The 25,509-nt window shown below is 69.2% G+C and carries 28 protein-coding genes and 2 tRNA genes; 20 read left to right on the top strand and 10 right to left on the bottom strand.

All coding sequences use genetic code 11. The annotated features are described in order from the left end of the window. Positions 1-133 precede the first annotated feature (133 nt). Positions 134-1,060 (bottom strand): phosphoribosylaminoimidazolesuccinocarboxamide synthase, encoded by a 927-nt coding sequence (locus AB8810_RS21625; RefSeq protein ID WP_191826241.1) that lies wholly within the window; start codon positions 1,058-1,060, stop codon positions 134-136. Between the two features lie 143 nt (positions 1,061-1,203). On the opposite strand from AB8810_RS21625, the gene AB8810_RS21620 reads away from it, so the two are divergent. The 13 genes from AB8810_RS21620 (at position 1,204) to AB8810_RS21560 (ending at position 12,655) form a co-directional block, all read left to right on the top strand. Next, positions 1,204-1,536: a DnaJ family molecular chaperone gene (locus AB8810_RS21620; protein ID WP_145704749.1), complete on the top strand. Its 333-nt coding sequence runs from the start codon at positions 1,204-1,206 to the stop codon at positions 1,534-1,536. A gap of 10 nt (positions 1,537-1,546) precedes the next feature. Further along, the gene (gene rpe, locus AB8810_RS21615) at positions 1,547-2,215 is read left to right on the top strand and encodes a ribulose-phosphate 3-epimerase (RefSeq protein ID WP_191826242.1); all 669 of its coding nucleotides are present in this window, start codon (positions 1,547-1,549) and stop codon (positions 2,213-2,215) included. Between the two features lies 1 nt (position 2,216). Next, positions 2,217-2,699, top strand: a complete 483-nt coding sequence (locus AB8810_RS21610; RefSeq protein ID WP_179569177.1) for a GNAT family N-acetyltransferase — start codon at positions 2,217-2,219, stop codon at positions 2,697-2,699. Positions 2,700-3,024: 325 nt separating this feature from the next. Beyond that, positions 3,025-3,963, top strand: a complete 939-nt coding sequence (yegS, locus tag AB8810_RS21605) for a lipid kinase YegS (RefSeq protein WP_369914844.1) — start codon at positions 3,025-3,027, stop codon at positions 3,961-3,963. 447 nt (positions 3,964-4,410) lie between these two features. After that, positions 4,411-5,886: an anthranilate synthase component I gene (gene trpE, locus AB8810_RS21600; protein WP_206259032.1), complete on the top strand. Its 1,476-nt coding sequence runs from the start codon at positions 4,411-4,413 to the stop codon at positions 5,884-5,886. Between the two features lie 2 nt (positions 5,887-5,888). Then, positions 5,889-6,959, top strand: coding sequence for a low specificity L-threonine aldolase (locus tag AB8810_RS21595; RefSeq protein WP_369914843.1), 1,071 nt, complete (start codon positions 5,889-5,891; stop codon positions 6,957-6,959). Between the two features lie 21 nt (positions 6,960-6,980). Next, entirely contained in the window at positions 6,981-7,751 is a 771-nt protein-coding gene (locus AB8810_RS21590) for an SIMPL domain-containing protein (protein ID WP_369914842.1), read from the top strand. Positions 7,752-7,761: 10 nt separating this feature from the next. Then, complete coding sequence (locus AB8810_RS21585; protein WP_179569167.1) at positions 7,762-8,346, top strand: aminodeoxychorismate/anthranilate synthase component II; 585 nt, start codon at positions 7,762-7,764, stop codon at positions 8,344-8,346. Beyond that, on the top strand, positions 8,343-8,693 hold the full coding sequence (locus tag AB8810_RS21580; protein ID WP_179569165.1) for a hypothetical protein: 351 nt from the start codon (positions 8,343-8,345) through the stop codon (positions 8,691-8,693). The genes AB8810_RS21585 and AB8810_RS21580 overlap by 4 nt, the downstream gene beginning before the upstream one ends. Before the next feature lie 16 nt (positions 8,694-8,709). After that, positions 8,710-9,768 (top strand): anthranilate phosphoribosyltransferase, encoded by a 1,059-nt coding sequence (gene trpD, locus AB8810_RS21575; protein WP_179569163.1) that lies wholly within the window; start codon positions 8,710-8,712, stop codon positions 9,766-9,768. A 209-nt stretch (positions 9,769-9,977) separates the two neighbouring features. Further along, positions 9,978-10,883: a hypothetical protein gene (locus tag AB8810_RS21570; protein WP_369914841.1), complete on the top strand. Its 906-nt coding sequence runs from the start codon at positions 9,978-9,980 to the stop codon at positions 10,881-10,883. A 255-nt stretch (positions 10,884-11,138) separates the two neighbouring features. After that, on the top strand, positions 11,139-11,936 hold the full coding sequence (trpC, locus tag AB8810_RS21565; protein ID WP_369914840.1) for an indole-3-glycerol phosphate synthase TrpC: 798 nt from the start codon (positions 11,139-11,141) through the stop codon (positions 11,934-11,936). Further along, on the top strand, positions 11,933-12,655 hold the full coding sequence (locus tag AB8810_RS21560; protein WP_369914839.1) for a haloacid dehalogenase-like hydrolase: 723 nt from the start codon (positions 11,933-11,935) through the stop codon (positions 12,653-12,655). The genes trpC and AB8810_RS21560 overlap by 4 nt, the downstream gene beginning before the upstream one ends. 4 nt (positions 12,656-12,659) lie before the next feature. Here the strand turns inward: AB8810_RS21560 and AB8810_RS21555 are convergent, their stop codons facing one another. Then, positions 12,660-13,418, bottom strand: coding sequence for a sulfite exporter TauE/SafE family protein (locus tag AB8810_RS21555; protein WP_179569155.1), 759 nt, complete (start codon positions 13,416-13,418; stop codon positions 12,660-12,662). Positions 13,419-13,466: 48 nt separating this feature from the next. Next, on the bottom strand, positions 13,467-14,156 hold the full coding sequence (gene crp / locus AB8810_RS21550) for a cAMP-activated global transcriptional regulator CRP (protein WP_046979198.1): 690 nt from the start codon (positions 14,154-14,156) through the stop codon (positions 13,467-13,469). 149 nt (positions 14,157-14,305) lie between these two features. Between crp and speD the strand changes: the two genes are divergently transcribed. Next, positions 14,306-15,100 (top strand): adenosylmethionine decarboxylase, encoded by a 795-nt coding sequence (speD, locus tag AB8810_RS21545; protein ID WP_003476431.1) that lies wholly within the window; start codon positions 14,306-14,308, stop codon positions 15,098-15,100. Positions 15,101-15,219: 119 nt separating this feature from the next. Continuing rightward, on the top strand, positions 15,220-15,537 hold the full coding sequence (locus AB8810_RS21540; RefSeq protein WP_003470247.1) for a multidrug efflux SMR transporter: 318 nt from the start codon (positions 15,220-15,222) through the stop codon (positions 15,535-15,537). Positions 15,538-15,631: 94 nt separating this feature from the next. On the opposite strand, the gene AB8810_RS21535 is transcribed toward AB8810_RS21540, so the two are convergent. Both AB8810_RS21535 and coq7 read right to left on the bottom strand, forming a co-directional pair. Further along, positions 15,632-16,147, bottom strand: coding sequence for a hypothetical protein (locus tag AB8810_RS21535; protein WP_241093113.1), 516 nt, complete (start codon positions 16,145-16,147; stop codon positions 15,632-15,634). A 193-nt stretch (positions 16,148-16,340) separates the two neighbouring features. Then, entirely contained in the window at positions 16,341-16,985 is a 645-nt protein-coding gene (gene coq7 / locus AB8810_RS21530; RefSeq protein WP_369914837.1) for a 2-polyprenyl-3-methyl-6-methoxy-1,4-benzoquinone monooxygenase, read from the bottom strand. A 214-nt stretch (positions 16,986-17,199) separates the two neighbouring features. Here coq7 and rplM point away from each other — a divergent pair, with 214 nt between their 5' ends. Beyond that, positions 17,200-17,628, top strand: coding sequence for a 50S ribosomal protein L13 (rplM, locus tag AB8810_RS21525; RefSeq protein ID WP_003470250.1), 429 nt, complete (start codon positions 17,200-17,202; stop codon positions 17,626-17,628). Positions 17,629-17,630: 2 nt separating this feature from the next. After that, positions 17,631-18,023: a 30S ribosomal protein S9 gene (gene rpsI / locus AB8810_RS21520; RefSeq protein WP_369914836.1), complete on the top strand. Its 393-nt coding sequence runs from the start codon at positions 17,631-17,633 to the stop codon at positions 18,021-18,023. A 452-nt stretch (positions 18,024-18,475) separates the two neighbouring features. Here the strand turns inward: rpsI and AB8810_RS21515 are convergent. Then, positions 18,476-18,550 (bottom strand) — tRNA-Gln (locus AB8810_RS21515). A gap of 44 nt (positions 18,551-18,594) precedes the next feature. Further along, positions 18,595-18,671 (bottom strand) — tRNA-Met (locus AB8810_RS21510). Between the two features lie 120 nt (positions 18,672-18,791). Here AB8810_RS21510 and AB8810_RS21505 point away from each other — a divergent pair. From AB8810_RS21505 to bfr, 3 genes are all read left to right on the top strand, one after another. Beyond that, positions 18,792-19,403: an RNA pyrophosphohydrolase gene (locus AB8810_RS21505; protein WP_179569149.1), complete on the top strand. Its 612-nt coding sequence runs from the start codon at positions 18,792-18,794 to the stop codon at positions 19,401-19,403. Positions 19,404-19,482: 79 nt separating this feature from the next. Continuing rightward, positions 19,483-19,692, top strand: coding sequence for a bacterioferritin-associated ferredoxin (locus AB8810_RS21500; protein ID WP_179569147.1), 210 nt, complete (start codon positions 19,483-19,485; stop codon positions 19,690-19,692). A 113-nt stretch (positions 19,693-19,805) separates the two neighbouring features. After that, positions 19,806-20,276: a bacterioferritin gene (gene bfr, locus AB8810_RS21495; RefSeq protein ID WP_145704796.1), complete on the top strand. Its 471-nt coding sequence runs from the start codon at positions 19,806-19,808 to the stop codon at positions 20,274-20,276. Between the two features lie 178 nt (positions 20,277-20,454). Here bfr and AB8810_RS21490 read toward each other — a convergent pair whose 3' ends face one another. The 3 genes from AB8810_RS21490 to AB8810_RS21480 are packed head-to-tail and all read right to left on the bottom strand — an operon-like array spanning position 20,455 to position 25,480. Beyond that, entirely contained in the window at positions 20,455-22,869 is a 2,415-nt protein-coding gene (locus tag AB8810_RS21490) for an ATP-binding protein (RefSeq protein WP_369916699.1), read from the bottom strand. Positions 22,870-22,904: 35 nt separating this feature from the next. Beyond that, positions 22,905-24,806, bottom strand: coding sequence for an EAL domain-containing protein (locus AB8810_RS21485; protein ID WP_369914835.1), 1,902 nt, complete (start codon positions 24,804-24,806; stop codon positions 22,905-22,907). 41 nt (positions 24,807-24,847) lie between these two features. After that, positions 24,848-25,480 (bottom strand): DUF4126 domain-containing protein, encoded by a 633-nt coding sequence (locus tag AB8810_RS21480; protein ID WP_369914834.1) that lies wholly within the window; start codon positions 25,478-25,480, stop codon positions 24,848-24,850. Between the last annotated feature and the right edge of the window lie 29 nt (positions 25,481-25,509).

Here is a 25,509-nt window from a genome sequence, read left to right as displayed (position 1 = left end):
CCTGGCACGCGGGCGTTCGCGGTCGTGCCCAGATGGGCTGCGAACCCGGTGCAAGCCTTTATCCGCGAGCGGCAGATTGGTAAAGAGGAGGGCAATCCCGCGCCCCCCCTCCACCCGGCGGCTATCGCCGACCTCAGTCGATCGAAATCCCCGCCAGCCGCTGCAGCGCCTCGGCGTACTTGGCGCGGGTGCGGTCGATCACGTCCTGCGGCAGGCTGGGGCCGGGCGCGGTCTTGCCCCAGTCCAGCGTCTCCAGGTAGTCGCGCACGAACTGCTTGTCGTAGCTCGGCGGGCTGGTGCCCACTTGGTACTCGTCGGCCGGCCAGTAGCGCGAGGAATCCGGGGTCAGCATCTCGTCCATGATGTACAGGCGGCCGTCGGCGTCGGTGCCGAACTCGAACTTGGTGTCGGCCAGCAGGATGCCGCGCTCGGCGGCGAAGTCGGCGGCGAAGCGGTAGATGCGCAGGGTGGCGTCGCGCACGCGCTCGGCCAGTTCGGCGCCGACGGTCTTCACCATCGCGTCGAAGTCGATGTTCTCGTCGTGGTCGCCGACCGCGGCCTTGGTCGAGGGGGTGAAGATCGGTTCGGCCAGCTTCTCGGCCTGGCGCAGGCCGTCGGGCAGCTCGATGCCGCTGACCTTGCCGGTGCGCTGGTAGTCCTTCCAGCCGCTGCCGATCAGGTAGCCGCGGGCGATCGCTTCCACCGGCACCGGCTTGAGCTTCTTGGTCACCACCGCGCGCCGGGCGTACAGCGCCGCGTCCACGCCGGCGGGCAGCACCGCGGCCACGTCGATGCCGGTCAGGTGGTTGGGCATCAGGTGCTCGGTCTTCTTGAACCAGAAGTTGGAGACCTGGCACAGCATCTCGCCCTTGCCGGGAATCGGGTCGGGCAGCACCACGTCGAACGCGGACAGACGGTCGGTGGCGACCATCAGCAGGTAGTCCCCGGGCGGGGCGTCGGCAGGCAGGCGGTCGCGGGGGATATCGAATACGTCGCGGACCTTGCCCCGGTGACGCAACGGCAGGCCGGGCAGATCGGATTGCAACAGCGTGGTGGACACAGGCACTCCTACGGACTTCGCAATGGCGGCTGTCCCGGGACCCGGCGGGCCCGCGGCTCGACAGCGGGCCGCGTAGTGTACGGCCGGAAAGCCCCGCTGTGCCGTAAAATGCGAGGCCTTGTCCGCCGAGCCCGCCCTCGCCCATGCACTGGTACGGAAAACTGCTCGGCGCCATCGCCGGGGCGCTGCTGTTCCGGCCCAATCCGGTGTTCGGCGCGGTGCTCGGGCTGCTGGTCGGGCACGCCTTCGATGCTGACTGGTTCAAGCTCGGCCAGCGCGACGACCCCTACCGCGAGCTGGGCGTGCGCCGCGACGCCACCGACGCCGAGATCGAACTGGCCTACCGCCGGCTGATCTCCCAGTACCACCCCGACAAGGTCGCCGGCGCCAGCCCGGAGCTGCGGGCGCGGGCCGAGAAGAAGGCCAGCCAGCTCAACACCGCCTACGACCGTATCCGCACCCTGCGCAAGCGCTGAGACCTTCGCCATGTCCGACTGCATCATCTCCCCGTCCATCCTGTCCGCCGATTTCGCCCGCCTCGGCGAGGAAGTGGACAACGTCCTCAAAGCCGGCGCCGACTGGATCCATTTCGACGTGATGGACAACCATTACGTGCCCAACCTGACCATCGGCCCGATGGTGTGCCAGGCGCTGCGCAAGCACGGCGTCACCGCGCCGATCGACGTGCACCTGATGGTCGAGCCGGTGGACCGGCTGATCCCGGACTTCGCCGAGGCCGGCGCCAGCCTCATCAGCTTCCACCCCGAGGCCAGCCGCCACGTGCACCGCAGCATCCAGCTGATCAAGTCGCACGGCTGCAAGGCCGGGCTGGTGCTCAATCCGGCCACGCCGGTGGACATCCTCGACTGGGTGCTCGACGACCTGGACCTGGTGCTGGTGATGTCGGTCAACCCGGGCTTCGGCGGCCAGGCCTTCATCCCGTCGGCGCTGGACAAGCTGCGCGCGATCCGCGCCCGGATCGACGCCAGCGGCAAGCCGATCCGGCTGGAGATCGACGGCGGGGTCAAGCCCGACAACATCGCCGCGATCGCCGCCGCCGGCGCCGACACCTTCGTCGCCGGCTCGGCCATCTTCAACGCGCCCGACTATGCCGCGGTGATCGCGCAGATGCGGGCAGCGGTGGCGGCGCGCTGAGATGGCCGCGCTGCACATCCGCCCGGCCACCGCCGACGATGCGGCGCTGATCCTGCGCCTGATCCGCGACCTGGCCCGCTACGAGCGCGCCGAGGACGCGGTGCAGACCGACGAGGCCGGCCTGCGCGCCAGCCTGTTCGGCCCCGGCGCCACCGCGCACGCGCTGATCTGCGAGGCCGACGCGCAGCCGATCGGCTACGCGGTGTACTTCTACAACTACTCGACCTGGCTCGGCCGCAACGGCCTGTACCTGGAAGACCTGTACGTGGCCCCGGAACACCGCGGCAGCGGCGCCGGCAAGGCCTTGCTGCGGCACCTGGCCCGGCAGGCGCTGGCCGAGGGCTGCGGCCGCTTCGAATGGTCGGTGCTCGACTGGAACCAGCCGGCGATTGATTTTTACCAGGCCGCCGGCGCGCAGGCACAGGACGAATGGACCGTGTACCGCCTGCAGGGCGAGGCGCTGGCCAGGTTCGCGGCCGGCTGAGCGGCGGCGCAAAAGAAAGAACCGCACTGTCGCCAGTGCGGCCCCTGGGAGAAATCGGAGGCTGATCCTGCCTCCATCCGTCGTCCTTGCTATGGCCTTCCATGTTCCGGGCGATCGGTGACGCAGGTATGACAGCGCGGCCGACATCGCGCCGCGTGCCGGGCGCTAGGCCAGCGACCGCTCGCGGCAGGCCGGCCAGGGCCGATGTCTCACCGTGGCGCGCTCCGGGCACGGCGGGCATCGCCCGCGCGCCGGCGCGCCGCGCATTCACGATGTCCGCATCCGTCGCCGGCTAGGCTGCAGGCCTGATCTCGGGAAGGTCCGCATGGCAGCACCGCACTGGCGTCTGATCCTCAATGGCAAGTCGGCGGGCGACGAGCCGCTGCGCGAGGCCGTGTCCGCGCTGCGCGAGCGCGGCATCCGACTGCAGGTGCGGGTGACCTGGGAGGAGGGCGACGCCGAGCGCTACGTGGCCGAGGCCGTGGCCGACGGCGCCGACTGCATCGTCGCCGCCGGCGGCGACGGCACCTTGAGCGAGGTGGCCAGCGCCCTCGCGCACCATGACGCCGCGGCTGCGGCGCTGCCGGCGCTGGGCCTGGTGCCGTTGGGCACGGCCAACGATTTCGCCACCGCCGCCGGCATTCCCGACACCCCGCTGGCGGCGCTGGAACTGGTCGCGCAGGCGCCGGCGGTGGCCATCGACCTGCTGCGCATCGAGGCCGAGCACGGGCCGCACTGGTGCGCCAATGTCGCCAGCGGCGGCTTCGGCACCCAGGTCACGGTGGAAACCGACGAGGGCCTGAAGAAGATGCTCGGCGGCCTGGCCTACCTGATCACCGGGATGGGCAAGCTGGGCCAGATCGATCCGATCCAGGCGCGGTTCGAGGGGCCGGATTTCGCCTGGGAAGGCGAATTCATCGCGCTCGGCCTGGGCAACGGACGCCAGGCCGGCGGCGGCCAGGCGCTGTGCCCGGACGCGTTGCTCGACGACGGCCTGCTCGACCTGACCATCGTCCCGGAGATGAGCGGCGAAGTCGCCGCGACCCTGGGCACGCTGGTCACCTCCGGCAAGCAGGCCGCGCTGGAGCGGGTCGCGGTGCGCGCGCAGCTGCCGTGGGTGCGCATCGACGCGGCCATACCGCTGACCTTGAACTTGGACGGCGAACCGGAGACCTCGCGGCACTTCCGCATCGATTGCGTCGCCGGCCGCCTGCGCATGCACCTGCCGGCCGATTCGGCGTTGCTGCGCGGCCGGGCGGGGTAGCGGCCGCGCCGGGCGCTGGCCTGGAGGGGTGCCGCGTCGCGACTGAAGTCGCTCCCACACTGGGGCTTGCGGCGCGGCGGTCGGGTGCGCTGTGGGAGGGACTTCGGTCCCGACTGCATCCAGCCCAGGCAGTGTTTTCGCTTTCCAGGCTGCAGTCGCTCCCGCAATGGGACTTGCGGCGCGGCGGCCGGGTGCAGTGTGGGAGGGACTTCAGTCCCGACTGCATCCAGCCTAAGCAGTGCTTTCGCTTTCCAGGCTGCAACAGCCCATCCACCGCAGCGCCGATGGTCCCTTCTGCAACCGTTGCCAGTCGCCGCAGTTGCGGTAAAGTAGCCGCCGTGTCCAGCCTGACGACCCAGCGTTCCTTCACTTCCGCTCGCCGTGCGTGGCGATGGTGGCCTGTAGCCGTCGTCCGCCCCGCCACCGAGTCCCGGAAGGAAAGTCGTCTTGATCACCCGCGAGCTGTTCCAGCGCTACGCCGCTGAAGGCCACACCCGCATCCCCGTCGTCCGCGAAGTGCTGTCCGACCTGGACACGCCGCTGTCGGTCTATCTCAAGCTCGCCGACGCCCCGCATACCTACCTGTTCGAATCGGTCGAAGGCGGCGAACGCTTCGGCCGCTATTCGATCATCGGCCTGCCGGTACGGCGCGTGTACACCTTCAGCGGGCATACGCTGGAAGTGCGCGATCACGGCGAGCTGATCGAGCGCCGCGAGGTCGCCGATCCGTTCGCCGAGGTCGAAGCGCTGCGCTCGGCGCATTCGGTGCCCAAGCTCGACGGCGTGCCCGGCTTCACCGGCGGCCTGGTCGGCTGGTTCGGCTTCGAATGCATCGGCTACATCGAGCCGCGCCTGGCCAGCGGCGACAAGCGCAACGAACTCGACACGCCCGACATCCTGCTGATGCTGTCCGAAGAGGTCGCGGTCTTCGACAACCTCAAGGGCCGCCTGTACCTGATCGTGCACGCCGATCCGCGCGACGCCGACGCCTGGGACCAGGCGCAGGCGCGGCTGGACGCGCTGACCGCCACGCTGCGCCAGCCCGGCGCCGGCTACCCGGTACCGCTGGCGCGCGACGTGCTCGACGAAAGCGACTTCGTGTCCGGTTTCACCCGCGAAGGCTTCATCGCCGCGGTGGAGAAGTCCAAGGAATACATCCGCGCCGGCGACATCTTCCAGGTGGTGCTGAGCCAGCGCCTGAGCGTGCCGTTCAGCGCGCGCCCGGTGGACGTGTACCGCGCGCTGCGCGCGCTGAATCCGTCGCCGTACATGTATTTCCTCGACGTCGGCGACACTCAGGTGGTCGGCTCCTCGCCGGAGATCCTGGTGCGGCTGGAAGCCGGCCAGGTCACCGTGCGTCCGATCGCCGGCACCCGCCCGCGCGGCAAGACCGTGGAAGAGGACCTGGCGCTGGAAGCGGAGCTGCTGGCCGATCCGAAGGAGCGCGCCGAGCACCTGATGCTGATCGACCTGGGCCGCAACGACGCCGGCCGCGTGTCGCAGGCCGGCACCGTCGCGGTCGGCGAACGCTTCGTGATCGAGCGCTACAGCCACGTCATGCACATCGTCAGCGAAGTCACCGGCACGCTGCTGCCCGGGCTCAGCTACGCCGACGTGCTGCGTGCCACGTTCCCCGCCGGCACCGTCAGCGGCGCGCCGAAGATCCGCGCGCTGGAAGTGATCCGCGAACTGGAGCCGATCAAGCGCAACGTCTATGCCGGCAGCATCGGCTATCTGGGCTGGCACGGCGATGCCGATACCGCGATCGCGATCCGCACCGCGGTGATCAAGCACGGCCGCCTGCACGTGCAGGCCGGCGCCGGCATCGTCTACGACTCCGATCCGCAGAAGGAATGGGACGAGACCATGAACAAGGGCCGCGCGCTGTTCCGCGCGGTGGCCGAGGCGGCGAAGGGGCTGTGAGCGTGTCCGCGCCGAGCCCGCGGATCAGCTTCCGCAACGACTACAGCGAAGGCGCGCATCCGCGCCTGCTCGCCGCGCTGGCCGCGGCCAGCGCCGAGCAGAACGGCGGCTACGGCCTGGACCGGCACAGCGACCGCGCGGCGCAGCTGATCCGCCGCGAGATCGCCTGCGCGCACGCCGACGTGCACCTGCTGGTCGGCGGCACGCAGACCAACCTGGCCGCGATCGGCGCCTTTCTGCGTCCGCATCAGGCGGTGATCGCCGCCGCCAGCGGGCATATCGCCACGCACGAGACCGGCGCGATCGAGGCCACCGGGCACAAGGTCCTGACGGTGGAGGCGGCCGATGGCCGGCTGAGCCCGGCGCTGATCGCGCCGCTGCTGGCCGAGCACGGCAACGAACACATGGTGCAGCCGCGGTTGGTGTACGTGTCCAACACCACCGAGCTCGGCACCATCTATCGCAAGCATGAGCTGCAGGCCTTGCGCGACGTCTGCGACGCGCATGGGCTGTGGCTGTTCCTGGACGGCGCGCGCATCGGCAGCGCATTGACCGCCGAGGGCAACGACCTGAGCCTGGCCGATGTCGCCGCGCTGACCGATGCGTTCTATATCGGCGGCACCAAGAACGGCGCGCTGCTCGGCGAGGCGCTGGTGATCGTCAATCCCGCGTTGCAGGCCGATTTCCGCTACTTGCTCAAGCAGCGCGGCGCGCTGCTGGCCAAGGGCATGGTGCTCGGCACGCAGTTCGCCGCGCTGTTCGAGGACGGCCTGTTCTACGAACTGGCCGCGCATGCCAACCGCATGGCCGCGCGCCTGCGCGAAGGCCTGGCCGCGGCTGGCGCGCAGTTCGCGTCGGATTCGCCGACCAACCAGCTGTTCGTGACGCTGCCGGCCGACGCCGTCGAGGCCTTGGCGCAGCGCTACGACTTCGAGCGCTGGCAGGCGCTGGCCGACGGCCGCTGGGTGATCCGTTTCGTGACCTCGTGGGCCACGCAGGCCGCGGCGGTCGACGCGCTGTGCAGCGATTTCGCCGCGCTTTCGTACCCCGGCGCGCGACGCGCGGCCGGCTGACATTCGCCAAGGAGAGCAAGGATGAAAACGAACACGATCGGTCGCTGGGTCATCGCCGTGCTGCTGGCATTGCCGGCGTTCGCCAGCGCGCAGGTCAACAGCCTGCCGTCGCAGCCGCACCTGCTGGTCAAGGGCGAGGCGCAGCGCGAAGTGGTGCCGGATCGCTTCGGGGTCAAGATCACGCTGAGTGCAGTGGATGCCGACCCGGGTGCGGCGCGCAAGCGCGTGCAGGCCAATGCGGCGAACGTGCTGGCTGCATTCAAGCAACAGCATGCGCTCGCCGACAGCGTGCAGGCGACGACGCTGTCGATCCAGCCAGAGCGGCGCTACGAAGACAACAAGCAAGTCTTCGAAGGGACCCGGGTGCAGCGGACCTTGTCCGCCGACTTCGGTTCGCTGGACGACGTACGCGGCTTGCTCGGCAAGCTCAGCACCAGCGAGGAACTGCAGGTGTCGGGTATCAGTCCGAGCTACAGCGGGGAAGCTGCTGCACGGGCCGAGCTCAAGCGCCAGGCGGCAGAGCAGACGCGAATTTCGGCACAGGCACTGGCCAAAGCTTACGGCGTGCGCCTCGGCGGCCTGTACACCATCTCTGAAGTGGCGCCGGATTTTGCCTACGGTATCCAGGCCGGGAGTTGGCCATCGTCCGGGACGCAAGTAATCGCCGAGCCGCGCGGATCCGACATCGTCACGGTGAGCGGGTCGCGTGCTCAAAGTGCCGCCGAATCCCTCGAAGCCGGCAGCCTCACCCTTTCCGAAAACGTCTATGCGGTCTTCCTGATCGCGCAATGAGTCCCCTGCCATGCTGCTGATGCTCGACAACTACGACAGCTTCACCTACAACCTCGTGCAGTACCTGCAGGCGCTCGGCGCCGAGGTCAAGGTGGTGCGCAATGACGCGCTCAGCGTGGACGAGATCGAGCGGCTGGCGCCGGAGCGGATCGTGATCTCGCCCGGCCCGTGCACGCCGAACGAGGCCGGCGTGTCGCTGCAGCTGATCGAGCGGCTCGGCCAGCGCACGCCGATCCTCGGCGTGTGCCTGGGTCACCAGAGCATCGGCCAGGCCTACGGCGGGCAGGTGGTGCGTGCCGGCACCATCATGCACGGCAAGACCTCGCGCATCCGCCACGAAGGCCGTGGCGTGTTCGCCGGCCTGCCGGACCGCTACGAGGCCACCCGCTACCACTCGCTGGTGGTGGAGAAGACCACGCTACCGGACTGTCTGGAAGTGACCGCCTGGACCGAAAACGAAGACGGCACGATGGAAGAGATCATGGGCCTGCGTCACCGCCAGTTCCCGGTCGAGGGCGTGCAGTTCCATCCCGAGTCCATCCTCACCGAGCACGGCCACGCCTTGCTGCGTAACTTTCTGGAGCGTCCGCAATGAACCGATACCTGTCGTTGTTGTTGGCGGCCAGCGCCATCCTGGCCATGGCGCCGGTCCGAGCCGCTGCGGTGCCCTCGACCATGCAGTGCGCCGACCAGGCCGTGGCGCAGGCGCGGCGCCTGCTGAATTTCCATGTCGGCAACGACGAGCGCGCGGAGGTGCCGGGCCCGGCCCGGCCGCTGCCGTCCATCGCCAATCCGGCCAATGCCAAGCAACGCTTCGACGTTCTGGAAGTGATGGGCTACGTCTACAAGGGCGAGTACCGCATGCGCCTGCTCTATTACCGGATGCGCGAAGGCGACTGCGTGCTGATGGGCCAGGAAATCCTCGAGCACGCCAGTCTTTGAACGTCCAGGAACCGCCATGACGCTGACCCCCCAGCAAGCCCTGCAACGCACCATCGAGCACCGCGAGATCTTCCACGACGAGATGGTCGGGCTGATGCGGCAGATCATGCGCGGCGAAGTGTCGCCGATGATGACCGCGGCGATCCTCACCGGGCTGCGGGTGAAGAAGGAGACGATCGGCGAGATCGCCGGCGCGGCCGCGGTGATGCGCGAGTTCTCGCGCACCGTCGAGGTCGCCGACCGCACCCACATGGTCGATATCGTCGGCACCGGCGGCGACGGCTCGCACACCTTCAACATCTCCACCTGCGCGATGTTCGTGGCCGCCGCGGCCGGCGCCAAGGTGGCCAAGCACGGCAACCGCAGCGTCTCCTCCAAGTCCGGCAGCGCCGACGCGCTGGAAGCGCTGGGCGCGGCGATCGAGCTGCAGCCCGAGCAGGTGGCGCAGGCCCTGGACGCCACCGGCATCGGCTTCATGTATGCGCCGGTGCACCACCCGGCGATGAAGGTGGTGGCGCCGGTACGGCGCGAGATGGGGGTGCGCACCATCTTCAACATCCTCGGACCGCTGACCAACCCGGCCGGTTCGCCGAACATCCTGATGGGCGTGTTCCATCCCGACCTGGTCGGCATCCAGGCGCGCGTGCTGCACGAGCTGGGCGCCGAGCGCGCGCTGGTGGTGTGGGGGCGCGACGGCATGGACGAACTCTCGCTCGGCGCCGGCACCCTGGTCGGCGAACTGCGCGACGGCGAAGTGCGCGAGTACGAAGTGCATCCGGAGGATTTCGGCATCGCCATGTCGGCCAGCCGCAACCTCAAGGTCGCCGATGCCGCCGAATCGATGGCGATGCTGCTCGGCGTGCTCGACAACGTGCCCGGTCCGGCGCTGGACATCGTCGCCTTCAACGCCGGCGCGGCGCTGTACGTGGCCGGCGTGGCGGCCGATATCGGCGCCGGCATCGGCTTGGCACGCACGGCGATCGCCGACGGCCGCGCGCGCGCCAAGCTCGATGCGTATGTGGCGTGTACGCGGCGCTTGGCGGGTCTGCAGGACGCGGCGTCCGCTGCCGGCTGAACGCGACGGAGCGGCAAAACGGTCGCCGCGTCGCCGCCGCGGCCATCCATGCCGTCGGCAATGCAGGCTTGGTGCGCGCCATGTCGTTCGCGCGTCATGCGGATGAGCGAATGTGCCGGTGGCGATACGTGTGCAGGGCGGTACGTTGGCCGGCGCGATAAGCTGCGGTCCGCTGCGCATCGGCGGCGCACCCCGACACGAGGATTTGCATGGCCAACCGATCCTATCTCTACAGCCTCGGCAACCGGCCGACGTCCTACTACGACCGGCCCGAGACCATTGCCAGCCTCTCGGAGTGGGCGTACGACGTGCCGTTCGTGTACCGGCTGCTGATGTCGGCCGATCCCCAGCTATGCGCCTCGCTCGTGGCGGAAGGCCTGGATGACGACGAGGACGATGACGAGAACAACGACGAAGATGTCGTTGAGGCCAGCGATCAGGAGCCCGACGAGGGCGAAGACGAGGACGAAGACCAACCCCCGCGCCTGCATGCGATCAGCAGTCCGTTCGCGCCGGGCCTGGAGCGGGTCAGGCGCTTCGCCGAGATCGTGAAGGTGATCGCGGCGACGGCTGCGCCTGCCGCACCGCCCTCTCCGGCGCCGATCGCCGCGCCACCACCGGTGTCCTGGCTGGGGCGTCTCGCGCGGATGTTCTCGGCGACGCCGGTATCGGCACCGATCGAGGCGCCGGTGCGTGCGCCTGCGACGGTCGAGCACTTGCCGGGCTGGCTGGACGAAACGATCGCGTTCCTGGAAGAGAACCGCGACGCGTTCCTGCTGCTGGAGACCGTCGAGCTGGACATGATGTCGGCGGCCGAAGAAGCGGAACTGCGCGCATGCGTCGAGGAGGAGATCGAACGCTGCCGCGCCGTCGGTGCGGCCTTCGAAGCCTTGCCGGCCGACACCCACGAGGCGGCGCGCCTGCTGCGCCGCCTGGCTGTCGAACAGGGCGCACCGCCGCTCGATGTCTTCCACGGCCTGCGCTTCGACGACGACTGCGACAGCACGCGCACCGGCGCCACCGAGCGGCCGCTGGGACTCACCAACTGGTCCGAGGTGCTGTACTTCGAATTGTCCGACCGGCAGGAGTTCGACGCACGCGAGGCCAGGGACTGACGCGGCAGACTCCAGCGCACCTAGCCGCCGACCGCTACCTGAAGCCCGGTTGTCACCGCGTTGCCGACTGCGGCGCCAGGCTCGAACCAACGCGGATCTACGCATTGAGGCGCTTGGCGGCCATCGCGGTGCGCTTGTCGGCGGCAACCGGCCATGCCGCTGGCCGAATCCCGAATCCCGAATCCCGAATCCCGGCCCATACTCCGGCCTTCACCATCTTGACCGATAATGCCCGTCCCCCAGGATCCAAGCCCTATGAGCAGCGACATCCTCCGCACCATCCTCGCCCGCAAGGCCGAAGAGATCGCCGCGCGCAGCGCGCGCGTGCCGCTGTCCGAGCTGATGGCGCGCGCCGAGGCGGCGCCGCCGGTGCGCGGTTTCGCGCGCGCGCTGCAGGCCGCGATCGCCGCCGGCGACCCCGCGGTGATCGCCGAGGTCAAGAAGGCCAGCCCATCCAAGGGCGTGATCCGCGCCGACTTCCACCCGGCCGATATCGCGGTCAGCTACGAATTCGGCGGCGCCGCCTGCCTGTCGGTGCTGACCGACGAGGACTTCTTCCAGGGTCACGACCGCTATCTGCAACAGGCGCGCGAGGCGTGCACGCTGCCGGTGCTGCGCAAGGACTTCATCATCGACCCGTACCAGGTGTATGAGGCGCGCGTGCTCGGCGCCGACTGCATCCTGCTGATCGTCTCCGCGCTCGACGACCTGCAGCTGGCCGAACTGTCGGCGCTGGCGCTGCAACTGGGCATGGACGTGCTGGTCGAAGTGCACGACATCGACGAACTGGAACGCGCGATCCAGGTGCCGGTGCCGCTGATCGGCATCAACAACCGCAACCTGCGCACCTTCGAGGTGTCGCTGCAGACCACGCTGACAATGCAGGACGCGGTACCGCGCGATCGCCTGCTGGTCACCGAGAGCGGCATCCTCGGCCCGGCCGACGTGGCGACGATGCGCGCGGCCGGCGTGCACGCGTTCCTGGTCGGCGAAGCCTTCATGCGCGCCGAGGAACCCGGCGAGGCGCTGCGCCAGCTGTTCTTCGAACCATGAGCGAGGCCTATCCCGCGCCGCGCGCCGATGCGCCGCTGGTGGTGTTCGATTTCGACCACACGCTGTACGACGGCGATTCGGGCAGCCACCTGTTCGCCTGGCTGATCCGGCGCAACCCCGTGCGCCTGGCTGCCGCGCTGCTGGCCACGCCGCTGCTGGGGCCGCTGGTGGCGATGCTGCCGACCCGGCGCACCGGCATCTCCGGCTACGTGTGGATCGCCAGCTTCGGCCTGCACCGCGCCCGCGAGTTCAATCGGGTGATCGACCAGTACGTGCTGCAGCACGAGGCGCGGATCCGCCAGCGCCTGCTGCCGCACGCGCTGGAGGTGTTCGCCCGGCACCGCGCCGCCGGCGACCGGGTGGTGGTCGCCACCGGCGCGCCGCCGGAACTGGCACGCGCCATTCTCGGTTTCGTCGCCCACCAGGACGTGCCGGTGGTCGGCAGCCTGATCGGCCCGCGGCTGGGCGCGGTCACCGCCACCCGCCACTGCCACAACGAAGAGAAGATGCGCATGCTGCGCGAGCTCGGCTATGGCGAGATCGCCACCGCCTACTCCGACAGCACCGCCGACCTGCCGCTGCTGCAGGCCGCCGCGGCGCCGGTGGTGGTCAATCCGAAGGCCTCGGCCGTGGCCCGCTTCCGCCGCGAACTGCCCTCCGGCACGCCGATCCTGAACTGGGGTTGCCGCGACCGCGCTGGCGACGCCTCGCCGCAATAACGGGCTAAGCCCACCAGCGATGCAGCGTGCTGCCGATCTGGTACAGGCTGATCCCGAGCACCAGCAGGCCCACCGCCACCAGCACCCAGCGTTCGCGCACCCGCTTGACCAGCACCGCCGCCAGCGGCGCGGCCAGCATGCCGCCGACCAGCAGCCCGAGCACGATTTCTAGGTGCTGGACGCCCATCGTCAGCAGGAAGGTCAGCGAGATCGACAGCGTCACCAGGAATTCGGCGGCATTGACCGTGCCGATCGTGGTGCGCGCCTGGCCGCCGCGCGCCAGCAGGGTCGAGGTCGCCACCGGCCCCCAGCCGCCGCCGCCGCTGGCGTCGAGCAGGCCGGCGACGAAGCCCAGCAGCGGCACCCGCTGCACCTGCTGCCGCGGCAGCGCACGGCCGGCGGCGCGCAACAGGATCAGCACCGCCAGGCCGAGCAGATACAGATGCACGAACGGGCGGATCACATCGCCCGGCAGCTGGGTCAGTACATAGGCGCCGAGGATGCCGCCGGCCATGCCCGGCAGCGCCAGGCGCAGGAACAGGCGCTTGTCGACATTGCCCAGCGCCAGGTGCGACAGGCCCGAGGCGCCGGTGGTGAAGACTTCGGCGCTGTGCACGCTGGCGCTGACCGCCGCCGGCGGCAGGCCCATACTCAGCAGCACGGATGAGGACACCAGGCCGAAGGCCATGCCCAGCGCGCCATCGACCAGCTGCGCCGCCAGGCCGACCAGCACGAACCAATAGAAGGTCTCGCTCAGAACCATCGCGGTGGACCGCCGCCGCTAGCGCGGCGCGCGGTCGCGGCCTTGCGCTCAGCGCGCGCCGTACAGCACCACGGTCTTGCCACGGGCGTGCAGGATGCCGTCGACCTGCAGCTTCTTCAGCACCCGCCCGGCCATCTCGCGCGAGCAGCCGACCAGCCGCGCCAGCTCCTGCCGCGAGACGCGCAGCTGCATGCCCTGCGGGTGGCTCATCGCCTCCGGCTCCTGCGCCAGGTCGTGCAGGGTACGCACGATGCGGTCGGTGACGTCCAGGAATGCCAGGCGGCTGGCCTTGCGCGAGGTGTCGAGCAGGCGCTTGGACAGCTGCACGCCGATCGCGTACAGCACCCGCGGCGCATCGGCCGACAGCGAGCCCAGGAACAGCTGGTGCAGCCGTTCGTAGCTGATCTCGGCCAGTTCGCATGGAGTGCGGGTGCGCAGGATCACCTCGCGCTGGTCCGATTCGATGAACAGGCCCATCTCGCCGACGAACTCGCCGCTGCCGAAATAGCCCAGCACCAGCTCGCGGTCGTCATCTTCCTCGGCGATGATGCTGACCGAGCCGCTGACGACGTAGTACAGGGTGCCGGCCGGATCGCCGGGCCTGAACACGTCGGTCCGCGCCGGATAGCGACGCCGATGGCTGTGCGCCAGGAAGCGGTCGATGGTGGCGGTGTCCAACGTCAGAGGACTTGGAGCGATGCGCACAGGTGTTGCAGTGGAGGTGTTTCCGGGACTCATGGCGGCTTCGCTACTACGTGAGTCCCGAAGCTTAACGGGACGCGTTGTCTGCGGCAAACGAGCGCCAATCCCCACGTTTCGCTACGGGCGCGTTTGGCCCATAATTGCTGCCCTTTCTACCCCATCCATCTTTTAGAGGATTCACGCCCGTGGTCAAGCCGTTGCCTCGCCTGAGGCTGCAAGGTTTCAACAACCTCACCAAGGCGTTGAGCTTCAACATCTACGACGTCTGCTACGCGGTTTCCGAAGAGGAGCGCCAGCGCTACATCGAGTACATCGACGAGCAGTACGACGCCGACCGACTGACCGAGATCCTCACCGATGTGGCCGAGATCATCGGCGCCAACATCCTCAACATCGCGCGCCAGGACTACGATCCGCAGGGCGCCTCGGTGACCATCCTGATCTCCGAAGAGCCGGTGATCGACAAGAAGCTGGCCGGCAAGGAGATCATCTCCGACGCGGTGGTCGCGCACATGGACAAGAGCCACATCACCGTCCATACCTACCCGGAAACCCACCCGCAGCACGGCATCGCGACCTTCCGCGCCGACATCGACGTCGCCACCTGCGGGGTGATCTCGCCGCTGAAGGCGCTCAATTACCTGATCGAGCGGCTGGAATCGGACATCGTGATCATGGATTACCGCATCCGTGGCTTCACCCGCGACGTGAAGGGCAAGAAGCACTACATCGACCACAAGATCAATTCGATCCAGAACTTCCTGGCCAAGAACATCAAGGCGCGTTACGAGATGTTCGACGTCAACGTCTACCAGGAGAACATCTTCCACACCAAGATGCACCTGAAGGACTTCGATCTGGACCAGTACCTGTTCGAGGAAAAGGCCAAGAACCTCTCGTTCAAGGAGCGCATGCGGATCGAGGCGCTGCTCAAGCGCGAGATCGAGGAACTGTTCCACGGTCGCAATCTGGCCGAGTAGCACGTCACATTCGGCGGGACGGCCCGCCCCGCGGCGTTTGCGCTGCGACCCCTGCCGACGGCGGCCCGATGTGCAGACATCGGGCCGTTTTTGTTTTTATTTGTCTACGGAGACAGACAATGCCATGGATCTACCTGCTGCTCGCCGGCCTGTTCGAAATCGGCTTCGCGCTCGGACTCAAGTACAGCGAAGGCTTCACCCGGTTGTGGCCGACGCTGGGCACGCTGGCCGGCGCCGGCATCAGCCTGTGGCTGTTGACCCAGGCGCTGAAGCACATCCCGCTGGGCACGGCGTATGCGATCTGGACCGGGATCGGCGCGTTGGGCACCGCGGCGCTGGGCATCGCGCTGTTCGGCGACAGCGCCTCGCCGGCGCGGCTGGCCTGCATCGGGCTGATCGTGGCCGGCGTGATCGGCCTGAAGCTGGTCCAGTCCTGAGCGCTGCCGGGTTCGCCGCCTGAGAAGCAAGCCCATGCCCTAACGCGTGGGCTGGCGCAGCGGCGCCTGCGCGGCGCGCGCGGTCCGAAACCGCTCAGGCCACGGCGGGACGACGGCGGCGCGTGCCGAGCACGCGTCCGATCAGCACCTGGTGCGCGGCTGCGGCCAGCAGCGCGGCGATCGACAGCGCGATCGCCAGGCGGGTCAGCACGCCGCCGAGGTTGCCGGCGTGCTGCAGCTGGTCGAGGCGGCCGAAGCGCGACGGGTCGGCATTGGCGTAGGCGATCTCCACCGTGGCGCCGTCGAGCAGCAGCGGCGCGGCCTCGGCGCCGCTGGCCTCGAACGTGCCGCGGTGCAGCCGGCCCTTGCTCTCGAAGACATAGTGGAAGCGGTAATGCACCAACGGCTCGGCATGTACGCCGAAGGCGCCGTCGGCGATCACCGGCACCGTGGCCACCGAGTGGTCGGACAGGATCGCGCTGGCGTGGCGGTAGTCGCCGAGCAGGTGGTACAGCAACGCGCCGCCACCGAGCGCGAACAGGCTGGCGAACAGCAGGCGCGAGAGCCAGCGGGTCCGTGGCGAGGCAATGTGGATGGAGCGTGCGGGCATGTCGGTCGAAAATGCGCGCGCGAGCGGCATGGCTCGGCGCAGTGCTGCGGCGGAGACGGGCGGTGCCGGGATGGAACCGCCGGTCGCCGGAACAGGGCAAGCCGACGTGGAATCAGTCAGCTTTCGTTCACTTTAACCCGAATGCGCCGGCAATGCCAGCGCGAGCGTCCGCGGCACGCGTGCCGCGCCGCGTTCAGAGCCGGTAGGCGACCGCTTTCATCAGCCGCGAGGCCGCGGCCATCAGGCTCGGAATCGGCGCCGGCAAGCGCCGCGCGCCGGCCTGTTCGGCGTGCTCGGCATGGCGCGCCTCGTCGGCCTTCATCACCTTCAGGACGTCGCGGCTGCGCAGGTCGGCCGGCGGCAGCGTCTGCAGGTGCTCGTCCAGATGCGCCTCGACCTGGCGTTCGGTCTCCACCACGAAGCCCAGGTTCCAGCCGTCGCCGCGCAGCCCGGCCAGGGTGCCGATCGCATAGCTGCCGGCGTACCAGATCGGATTGAACAGGCTCGGGCGGCTGTCCAGTTCGCGCAGCCGTGCCGCGCACCAGGCCAGGTGGTCGGTCTCTTCCTGCGCAGCCTCCAGCAGGTGCGTGCGGGTCGCCGGATCGCGCGCGACCGCGGCCTGGCCGAAGTACAGGCCCTGCGCGCAGACCTCGCCGACATGGTTGATGCGCATCAGCCCGGCGGCGTGGCGGCGTTCGTCCGGCGCCAGCACCACGTCGGCGGTGGCCGCGGCCGGGTAGGGGCGCTGTGCCGGCGGATTGCCGAACACCGTCTCCAGGGCGCGCTGGGCCTCGACCAGGGCGCGGTCGAGCGGGGTATGCAGGCGGGGAGCCGTCATCGAGTGGCCGGGGGCGGTAGGGGGATTCGATTTTCCCCTCGGGCCGCCGCGATGCCAAGCGCGGCCGCCGCCCGTGGCGGCTCCGCCAGGGGTGGACTTGCAAGCGGCGGCGGCGGCGCGTAGAATTTCGCCTCTTGCGTTTTTGCAATTCACAACGCGTGGCAAAGTTCAGGCAGCGTGCTGCCGGAATCCGCCCGACCAACCGAGTCTTCTAATGAGCACCTTCACCGCTAAGTCCGAGACCGTCCAGCGCGACTGGTATCTCGTCGACGCCGCCGGCAAAACGCTGGGCCGGCTTTCCACCGAATTGGCCCGCCGTCTGCGCGGCAAGCACAAGCCGGTCTATACCCCGCACGTCGATACCGGCGATTACCTGGTGGTGATCAACGCCGAGAAGATCACGGTCACCGGCAACAAGCTCAACGACAAGAAGTACCACCGCTTCACCGGCTACATCGGCAACCTGAAGACCGAGACCTTGGCGCAGGCGCTGGAGCGTCATCCCGAGCGCGTCATCGAGATCGCGGTCAAGGGCATGCTGCCGAAGGGTCCGCTGGGTCGCGCCATGTACCGCAAGCTCAAGGTCTACAAGGGCTCCGAGCATCCGCATACCGCCCAGCAGCCGCAAGTTCTGGATATCTAATCATGGCTATCACGCAAAACTACGGCACCGGCCGCCGCAAGTCCTCCACCGCCCGCGTGTTCCTGCGCAAGGGCTCCGGCAACATCACCGTCAACAACCGTCCGCTGGACGAGTTCTTCGGCCGTGAGACCGCGCGCATGATCGTGCGCCAGCCGCTGGAGCTGACCAAGAACACCGAGAGCTTCGACATCTTCGTCACCGCCGCCGGCGGCGGCACCACCGGCCAGGCCGGTGCGATCCGCCTGGGCATCGCCCGCGCGCTGGTCGAGTACGACGAAACCCTGAAGTCCGAGCTGCGCAAGGCCGGCTTCATGACCCGCGACGCCCGCGAAGTCGAGCGTAAGAAGGTCGGTCTGCACAAGGCCCGCCGCGCGACCCAGTTCTCCAAGCGCTGATCCACCGCGCCTGGCGTGGAATCCTTCGGGATTCCCCTGGGAAACACGCAAAAGCCCGGCTCCGGCCGGGCTTTTGTCGTTTCGGGGTCGGGTCTGTGTCGCGGCGACCGGCAGTCCATCGAAATGGCGGAGCCAGGCAATGGCGACTGCTGTGGATCGTGCGCGTTCGGTCGCTGCGCCCAAGGCGATGTGTCATTCAATGGTATTTGCCGCCGGGCACGGCCGTCCGCCGAGGCTTTGCGTCCTTTGCATCCAATCTGCATCAAGCGTCTGGTGAAAAGCCCCCTTGGAGTCCAAGGGGGCGCGCCGACAGGCGCGGGGATGTGGGGGCGGAAGGGCTGGGGCCCGCATCTTGCGCAGCAAGGTGCGGGGCGCAGGCGCGTAGCGCCTGCGCAAACCCCGCGCCAAACAAAAAAGAAAGGCCGATCAAAGATCGGCCTTTCTTTTTTGTTTGGCTGCCCCGGATGGATTCGAACCACCGAATGCCTGAGTCAGAGTCAGGTGCCTTACCGCTTGGCGACGGGGCAATGTCGCAGTTTGCAATTATCGCACGCCTGCTGCGTGGACACCATGGTGGCTATGGGTGGACTCGAACCACCGACCCCAGCATTATGAGTGCTGTGCTCTAACCGGCTGAGCTACATAGCCTTGGTGAACCGCCAATTCTTATAGTAAATGGGGCGGCTGTCAACGGGTTTTTGCCGCGCTTGTGGGCCGGCCGCAGCCATGGCAGAGTCGGAGCCAGTAGATTTTTCAGGAGTCCGCATCGTGATCGATCCGGACGGCTATCGACCGAACGTGGGCATCGTGCTGATGCGGCCGGACGGTCAGGTGTTCTGGGCACGTCGCGTGCGCCGGGATGGCTGGCAGTTCCCGCAAGGCGGCATGAATACCGACGAGACCCCGGTCGAGGCCATGTACCGCGAGTTGCGTGAAGAGACCGGGCTGTTGCCCGAGCACGTCGAAGTGCTCGGCGCGACGCCTGGCTGGCTGCGCTATCGGCTGCCCAGCCGCGCCATCCGCCGCAACGAACGCCAGGTGTGCATCGGCCAGAAGCAGGTCTGGTTCCTGCTGCGGATGCAGTGCGACGAGAGCGAATTGAACCTGGAGCTGACCGAGACCCCGGAATTCGACCATTGGCGCTGGGTCGATTTCTGGTATCCGGTGGAACATGTGGTGCTGTTCAAGCGCGGCGTGTATGCCCGCGCCCTGCGCCACCTGGCGCCGTTGGCGCAGAGCATCGCCGGGCCGGGCATCCGCGCCATGCCGACCCTGGCGCAGGAAGCGTGGATGCCCGGCAACAACGCCGGCCACGAGCGCCCGCGCAAGCGGCCGCGCAAGCGCGGCGGTCCCCTGGTCGCCCGTATTAATAACGATTAACGGTCGGAATTGACAACCATTCTCACTTTGGTTTGAATGGCGGCAGGCGCAGTCCGCGCCGTCCGCCGCCAACGCCATCGTGTACGTCTGCATCTGCAATGGGGTCACCGATCGCCAGATCCGCGAAGCCGCCGACGCCGGCTGCCGCACCGTATCCGAGCTGACCATGCGCACCGGTTGCGGTGCCACCTGCGGTTCCTGCCTGGACATGGCCGGCGACCTGCTGGAACGCGCGCTGCTGCGCGACCTGCCGTTGCCCATGCTGGGCGGCATGGCCCGCGCCGCCTGAGAGCGGCGTCCGCGCGGCGCGGATGCGCAGCGGGATGATCACGATTCGCGTTCCTTCACGGCCGCGGCCGATTCGCTAAAGTCTGCGCTTTCCACGCACTAGCGAGCACTGCGATGAAGGGCGACAGCAAGGTCATCGAGTTCCTCAACAAGGTCCTCTACAACGAGTTGACCGCGATCAACCAGTACTTCCTGCACGCCAAGATGCTGAAGAACTGGGGGCTGAAGGAACTGGCCGAACACGAGTACAAGGAATCGATCGACGAGATGAAGCACGCCGACAAGCTGGCGGACCGCATCCTGTTCCTCGAGGGGCTGCCCAACTTCCAGGCGCTGGGCAAGCTGCGCATCGGCGAGAACCCGAAGGAAATCCTCGAGTGCGACCTGGCGCTGGAACAGGACGGCACCACCACCTTGCGCGAAGGCATCGCCTACGCCGAGTCGATCCAGGACTACGTCAGCCGCCAACTGCTGGCCGACATCCTGGAGTCGGAGGAAGAGCACATCGATTGGCTGGAAACCCAGCTCGATCTGATCGGCCGCATCGGCGAGCCGAACTATCTGCTGACCAAGCTCGAGGACTGAGCGGCGCTTCTGCTGGCCGTGTTTTGGCCAGCATTCGGGCCTCGCCCGGCGTAGGTAGCCCAAGGATGCTGGCACCCCTGTAGGAGCGGCTTCAGCCGCGACAGATCCTATGGGTACCTTCGGATACGGCCTGTCGCGGCTGAAGCCGCTCCTACACAGGCAATGGGTAATGGGCCGCCTACGGCGCCGCGCTTTCCGCGGCGTCGCGCAAGGTGTTGCGGTAGCCCTTCAAGGCCAGCCGCGCACGCGCGAATTCGGCGATGACCAGCGCCACCGCGACCGCGGGGCGCTCCAGCTGATGGGCGCGCACGCCGGCCTCGATGCGCGCGGCGGCGGCCGACAGCGCCAGCGCGCCGACATTGGCGGCCGAGGACTTCAGCGTGTGCGCCGCGTCGCGCAACGGGTCCAGCTGCGGGATCGCGGCGGCCTGCTCCAGGCGCTGGATCAGCTGTGGCGCATCGTCCAGGAACAGGTCGACGATCTGCGCGGTGGTCGCGCTGCCGGCGAGTTCGCGCAATTCGTCGAGCACCGCGATGTCCAGCACCGGCAACGGGGTCGGCGGCAGCATCGGCGCCGTGTCGGCGCCATTGGCGGCGGGCGTGGGAGCGACGGACGGCGGCGTCGGCGATGCCGCGCTTTCCGTGGCCTCCGCCTCCGCCGGCAGCGCGGCATCCACCGGCGCGGCATTGGCGGCGCGGTGCGGCAGCCAGCGTTGCAGGCATTCCGCCAGCAGTTCGCGGTTGACCGGCTTGGACAGGTAGTCGTCCATGCCGGCCTCCAGGCAGCGCTGGCGGTCGCCGGCCATGGCATTGGCGGTCATCGCCACGATCGGCAACCGCGGCCGTCCCGCGGCCGCTTCGGCCTGGCGCCACTGGCGGGCGGCGGCGTAGCCGTCCAGGACCGGCATCTGGCAGTCCATCAGCACCAGGTCGTAGGGCTGCGCGTCCAGTCGCGCCAGCGCGGCAGCGCCGTCTGTGGCGCTGTCGCTGCGGTAGCCGAGGACGTCGAGCAGCTTCTGCGCGACCAGCAGGTTGACCGGGTTGTCCTCCACCAGCAGCAGGCGGTAATCGGCGGGCAGCGAGGCCGGGCCGGCCGCGATGTCCAGGCCGGGTTCGGTGGCGATGGCCGGGGTTGGCGTTGGTTCGGCGGCGTGCGTGGGGTAGAGCGCGGCATCGGACGGGGCCAGGCCCACGGCGCCAGCGGGGGCCGCCGCAGGCACCAGCGCCAGCATTCCGCGTAAGTCCAGATCCGCCGCCTGCCGCGACAGCAGCGCGCCGTGCGCGCGGATCTCATCGGGAATCTCCACTTCCCCGTACAGCCAGATCAGGCGCACGCCATGCGGCGCCGGCAGGCGCCCGACCGCGCGCTGCAAGGCCCGTGCGCTCTGGCGCAGGCCGTCGAGGTCGCCGATCACCAGGTCGTAGGGCGGGAGCGCGGCGCCGCCGGCGCGCAGCCGCTCCAGCGCTTCCTGGGTCGAGTCGACCTTGCTCAGCTGCACGCCCCAGTTCGGCAGCAGCCCTTTCAGGCGCTGGTACAGGCGCAGGTCGGCGCCGACCAGCAGCGCACGCAGCCGCGGCAGGCCGCCCTGGAGCTGCGGCAGGTCGCCGATCACCTTCAGCAGCGGGATCTCGAACCAGAACGTGGCGCCCTGGTCGCTGCCCGATTCCACGCCGATGCGCCCGCCCATCAGGTCGACGATGCGTTTGCAGATCGCCAGCCCCAGGCCGGTGCCGCCGTACAGGCGGGTGGTGGAGGCATCGGCCTGGGTGAAGGAGCGGAACAGCCGTTCCTGCTGCTCGGCGCTGATGCCGATGCCGGTGTCGCGCACCTCCAGGCGCAGCAGGTGCTGCGCCGGGGTCTCGCCGAGGCGGCGCACGCGCAACTCCACGCTGCCGCGCGCGGTGAACTTGATCGCGTTGCCGATCAGGTTGCTCAGCACCTGCCGCAGCCGCACCGGGTCGCCGCGCACCGGCAGGCGCACCGCCGGATCCAGTTGCAGGCTCACGCGCAGGCCCTTGGCCTCGGCCGAGCGCTGCATCAGCTGCAGTACGCCGTCGAGCAGTTCGCGCAGGTTGAAGCTGGTGATCTCCAGCTCCAGCCGGTTCGCTTCCAGCTTGGAGTAGTCGAGGATGTCGTCGACGATGCGCAGCAGTTGCAGCGAGGAGTCGTTGGCGGCGCGCAGCATCTCGCGCTGCTCGGTGCCGAGCTGGCCGCGCGCGATCAGTTCCAGCATCGGGATGATGCCGTTGAGCGGGGTGCGGATCTCGTGACTCATGGTGGCCAGGAATTCGCCCTTGGCCATCGCCGCGGCCTCGGCGGCCTGCTTGGCCTGCACCAGCTCCCGTTCCAGGCGTTCGCGCAGGTGCACGTCGCGCTGCAGCGCGTCGCGTTCGGATTCGGCCAATGCGGCGCGCGCCAGCGCCGCATCCAGCGCGCCTGCCTGCTGTTGCGCGCGCCAGCCGGCCACCACCGCCAGCAGCGCGGCGCTGCCGATGCACAGCGGGGCCAGCAGGTGCCACGGCGGCGGCGGGGCCAGCAGCGGCACCGCCAGCAGCGCGCCGGCGACCGCGCTCGCCGCGCTCGACGCGGCCAGCCACGGCAGGGGCCGGCGCCGGCGTGCGGGCATCGCTACAGCACCGCGTTCTGGAAATCGAAGTTCAGTTCGTCGCCGACCGACTGCACCAGGTTGCCCTGGATGAAATCGACCCCGCCCATCCACATCGCCGCGGCCGCCTGCGCTTCCTCGATCTGCTGGCCGATGATCAGCAGCCCGGCGCGGTGCGCCAGGTCGATCGCGGCGCGCAACTGGTCGCGCAGTTCGGCACCGGCATGCGCGTTGGCGAAGCGCGCGGACAGGCGCAGGTAGCCCAGCGGCAACTGGTTGAGCAGCGCCTCGGCCTCGGCGCCGGGTTCGAACTGGCTGAGGCAGAACTGCACGCCCAGCGGCATCAGCCGGGCGCAGAACTGCTGCAGCGTCACCGTGTGGATCAGCGCATCGTCCAGGCGCAGGTCGATCACCAGCGAGGTGCCGGTGACGCCGCGGCGGCCGATCGCCTCGACCAGCCAGTCGGCGAAGGCGCCGCGCGCCAGCGTGCGCGAGGACTGCGACACGAACAGGCGCAGCGGCGGCGTGGCGTGCTGGTACAGGTGCAGCAGGCCGAGCGCGTGGTCCAGCACCTGCTGGTCGAGGTCGGCGATGCGCCCGCCGGCCTCGGCCGCGGGCAATACCTGCCCGGCCGACAGCAGCGTGCCGTCGCGCTGGCGCAGGCGCAGCAGGACCTGGTACTGCGCGGTATCGCCGCCGGCCACGGCGACGATCGGCTGGTAGGCCGGCTCCAGCTGGCCTTCGAACATGGCGATGCGGCCGAGGTCCTCTTCCTCGCGCGGCGGCGCGTACGCGGCCACGCCCTGCGGATGCAGGCGCGCCTGCAGCGCGGTGCGTTCGACCGCTTCCAGTGCGCTGCCGGCGTCCTCGAACCCTTGCGCCAGGTCGGCATAGCCGATCGCGCAGCGCAGGTGCACGGCTTCGTCGTCGCGCAGCGGGAACGCATGGCTGGCCAGGGCTTCGCGCAAGGCTTGCGCGCGCTGCCGCAGCGCGTCCAGGTCGTTGTCCTGGGCCAGCAGCAGGAAGCTGTTGTCGTTGAGCCGGGCCAGCGGCTGCGGCGCGGTGACGCTGGCCAGGCGGCGCCCGGCCTGGGTCATCAGGCGTTCGAACGCGGCGTAGCCGTAGCGTTCGCGCAGGCCCAGCGCGCTGGCGATCTCGATGAAGAACAGGCCGCCGCCGGCGCGCGCGCGCAGCGACTCGCCGAGCAACTGCAGCACGTGGGTGCGGGTCGGCAGGCCGGTCTCGGGATTGTTCAGCGGCACGCCGTCGCTGGCGCTCTGCTGCGCCTGCTGGCGCGCGCGGCGGATGCGGTTGGAGACCGCGGCGATCAGGTGCCGCGGCCGGATCGGCTTGGTCAGGAAATCGTCGGCGCCGCTGTCCAGCACTTCGTATTGCAGCTCCGGATCCGGGTCGCCGGTCAGGAACACGATCGGCAGCAACTGGTGCTGCGGCTGCTGGCGGATCAGCGCGGTCAGGCGCATGCCGTCCAGGCCGGGCATGTGCAGGTCCATCAGGATCAGGTCGGGGCGGTAGTCGGCGATCGCCTGCTGCACGCCTTCGGCCCGCATCTCCACCTGCGCCTGCATGCCGGCGCCATGCAGCACGCTCTGCGCGAACAAGGCCTGCGAACGGTCGTCCTCGACGATCAGGATGCGGTACGGCGCGTCCAGCGGCGGCGGCGGCGCGGCAGCGTCGCTTGCCGCGCTCGGCGCGGCGGCGGCGGCCTGCTCGCCGGGGGCGGCGGCGGAGGCGGTGCCGTCTTCCGCGCGCGGTGCCATGTCGAGGTCGGGCGTCGGCGCTTGCGCGTCCGGCACCGCGTCGGCGGCCCAGCGCCGCCAGTAGTGCGGTGGCGGGGTCTCGGCACGGACGTTGCGCGAACGCGGATCGTCGCGGCTGGAAAGTGGTGCGGTGTCTCTTGCGGCCATCGCGTCTTTATCCTGGTGCGCGCGCAATTATGCGATGAAGTTCACGAAGACAGGGAACCTTCTCGGCTCGGCCTGGCGACGGCGGCGTCCGCGGGCGCCGCCAGCAGGCGGCGGACGCCGTGCCACAGCGTGCGCCACACCCACCACACCAGCAGCGCACCCAGCACGCTCGCCCCAAGCAATACGGCCAGCGCCAGCCACGGATGCACCAGGGCCAGCGCGAGCGTGGCGAGGACCACCGAATCCTCGGTCAGCGAGGCGATCCAGTTGCTGGCCGGTTCCGGCGACGTGTTCAGCAAGGCGCGCGAGCCGGCCTTCAGCACGTGGCTGGTGAGCGCGACGCCGGCGCCGGTGGCGAGCGCGCCGGCGCCCAGCTGGCCGTCCTGGGACAGCGTGGCCGCGGCCAGGAACGCGCCGGCCGGGATCCGGGTCAGGGTCTGCAGCAGGTCCCAGACCGAATCCACGCCGGGAATCTTGTCGGCGAAGAACTCGGCCAGCGCCAGCGCGCCGGAGGTGCCGAGCACCCACCAAGATTCGGTGGCCTGCAGCGCCGGCGGCAAGTCCAGCCAGCCGAGCAGGCCGGCCACGCCGATCCCGAACACGGTCAGGTAGACGCGGATGCCGGCCAGCCAGGCCAGCAGGATACCGATTACGAAGAGGTGGGCGTCGGTCATGGCGAGGCGCTCCTGCAGATGCGCGGGTG

The organism is Xanthomonas sp. NCPPB 3005, assembly GCF_041228095.2.
GTDB classification, from domain to species: Bacteria; Pseudomonadota; Gammaproteobacteria; order Xanthomonadales; family Xanthomonadaceae; genus Xanthomonas_A; species Xanthomonas_A bonasiae.
Note: the sequence above shows the minus strand (reverse complement) of the source record. Positions and strands in the feature narration are given on the sequence as shown.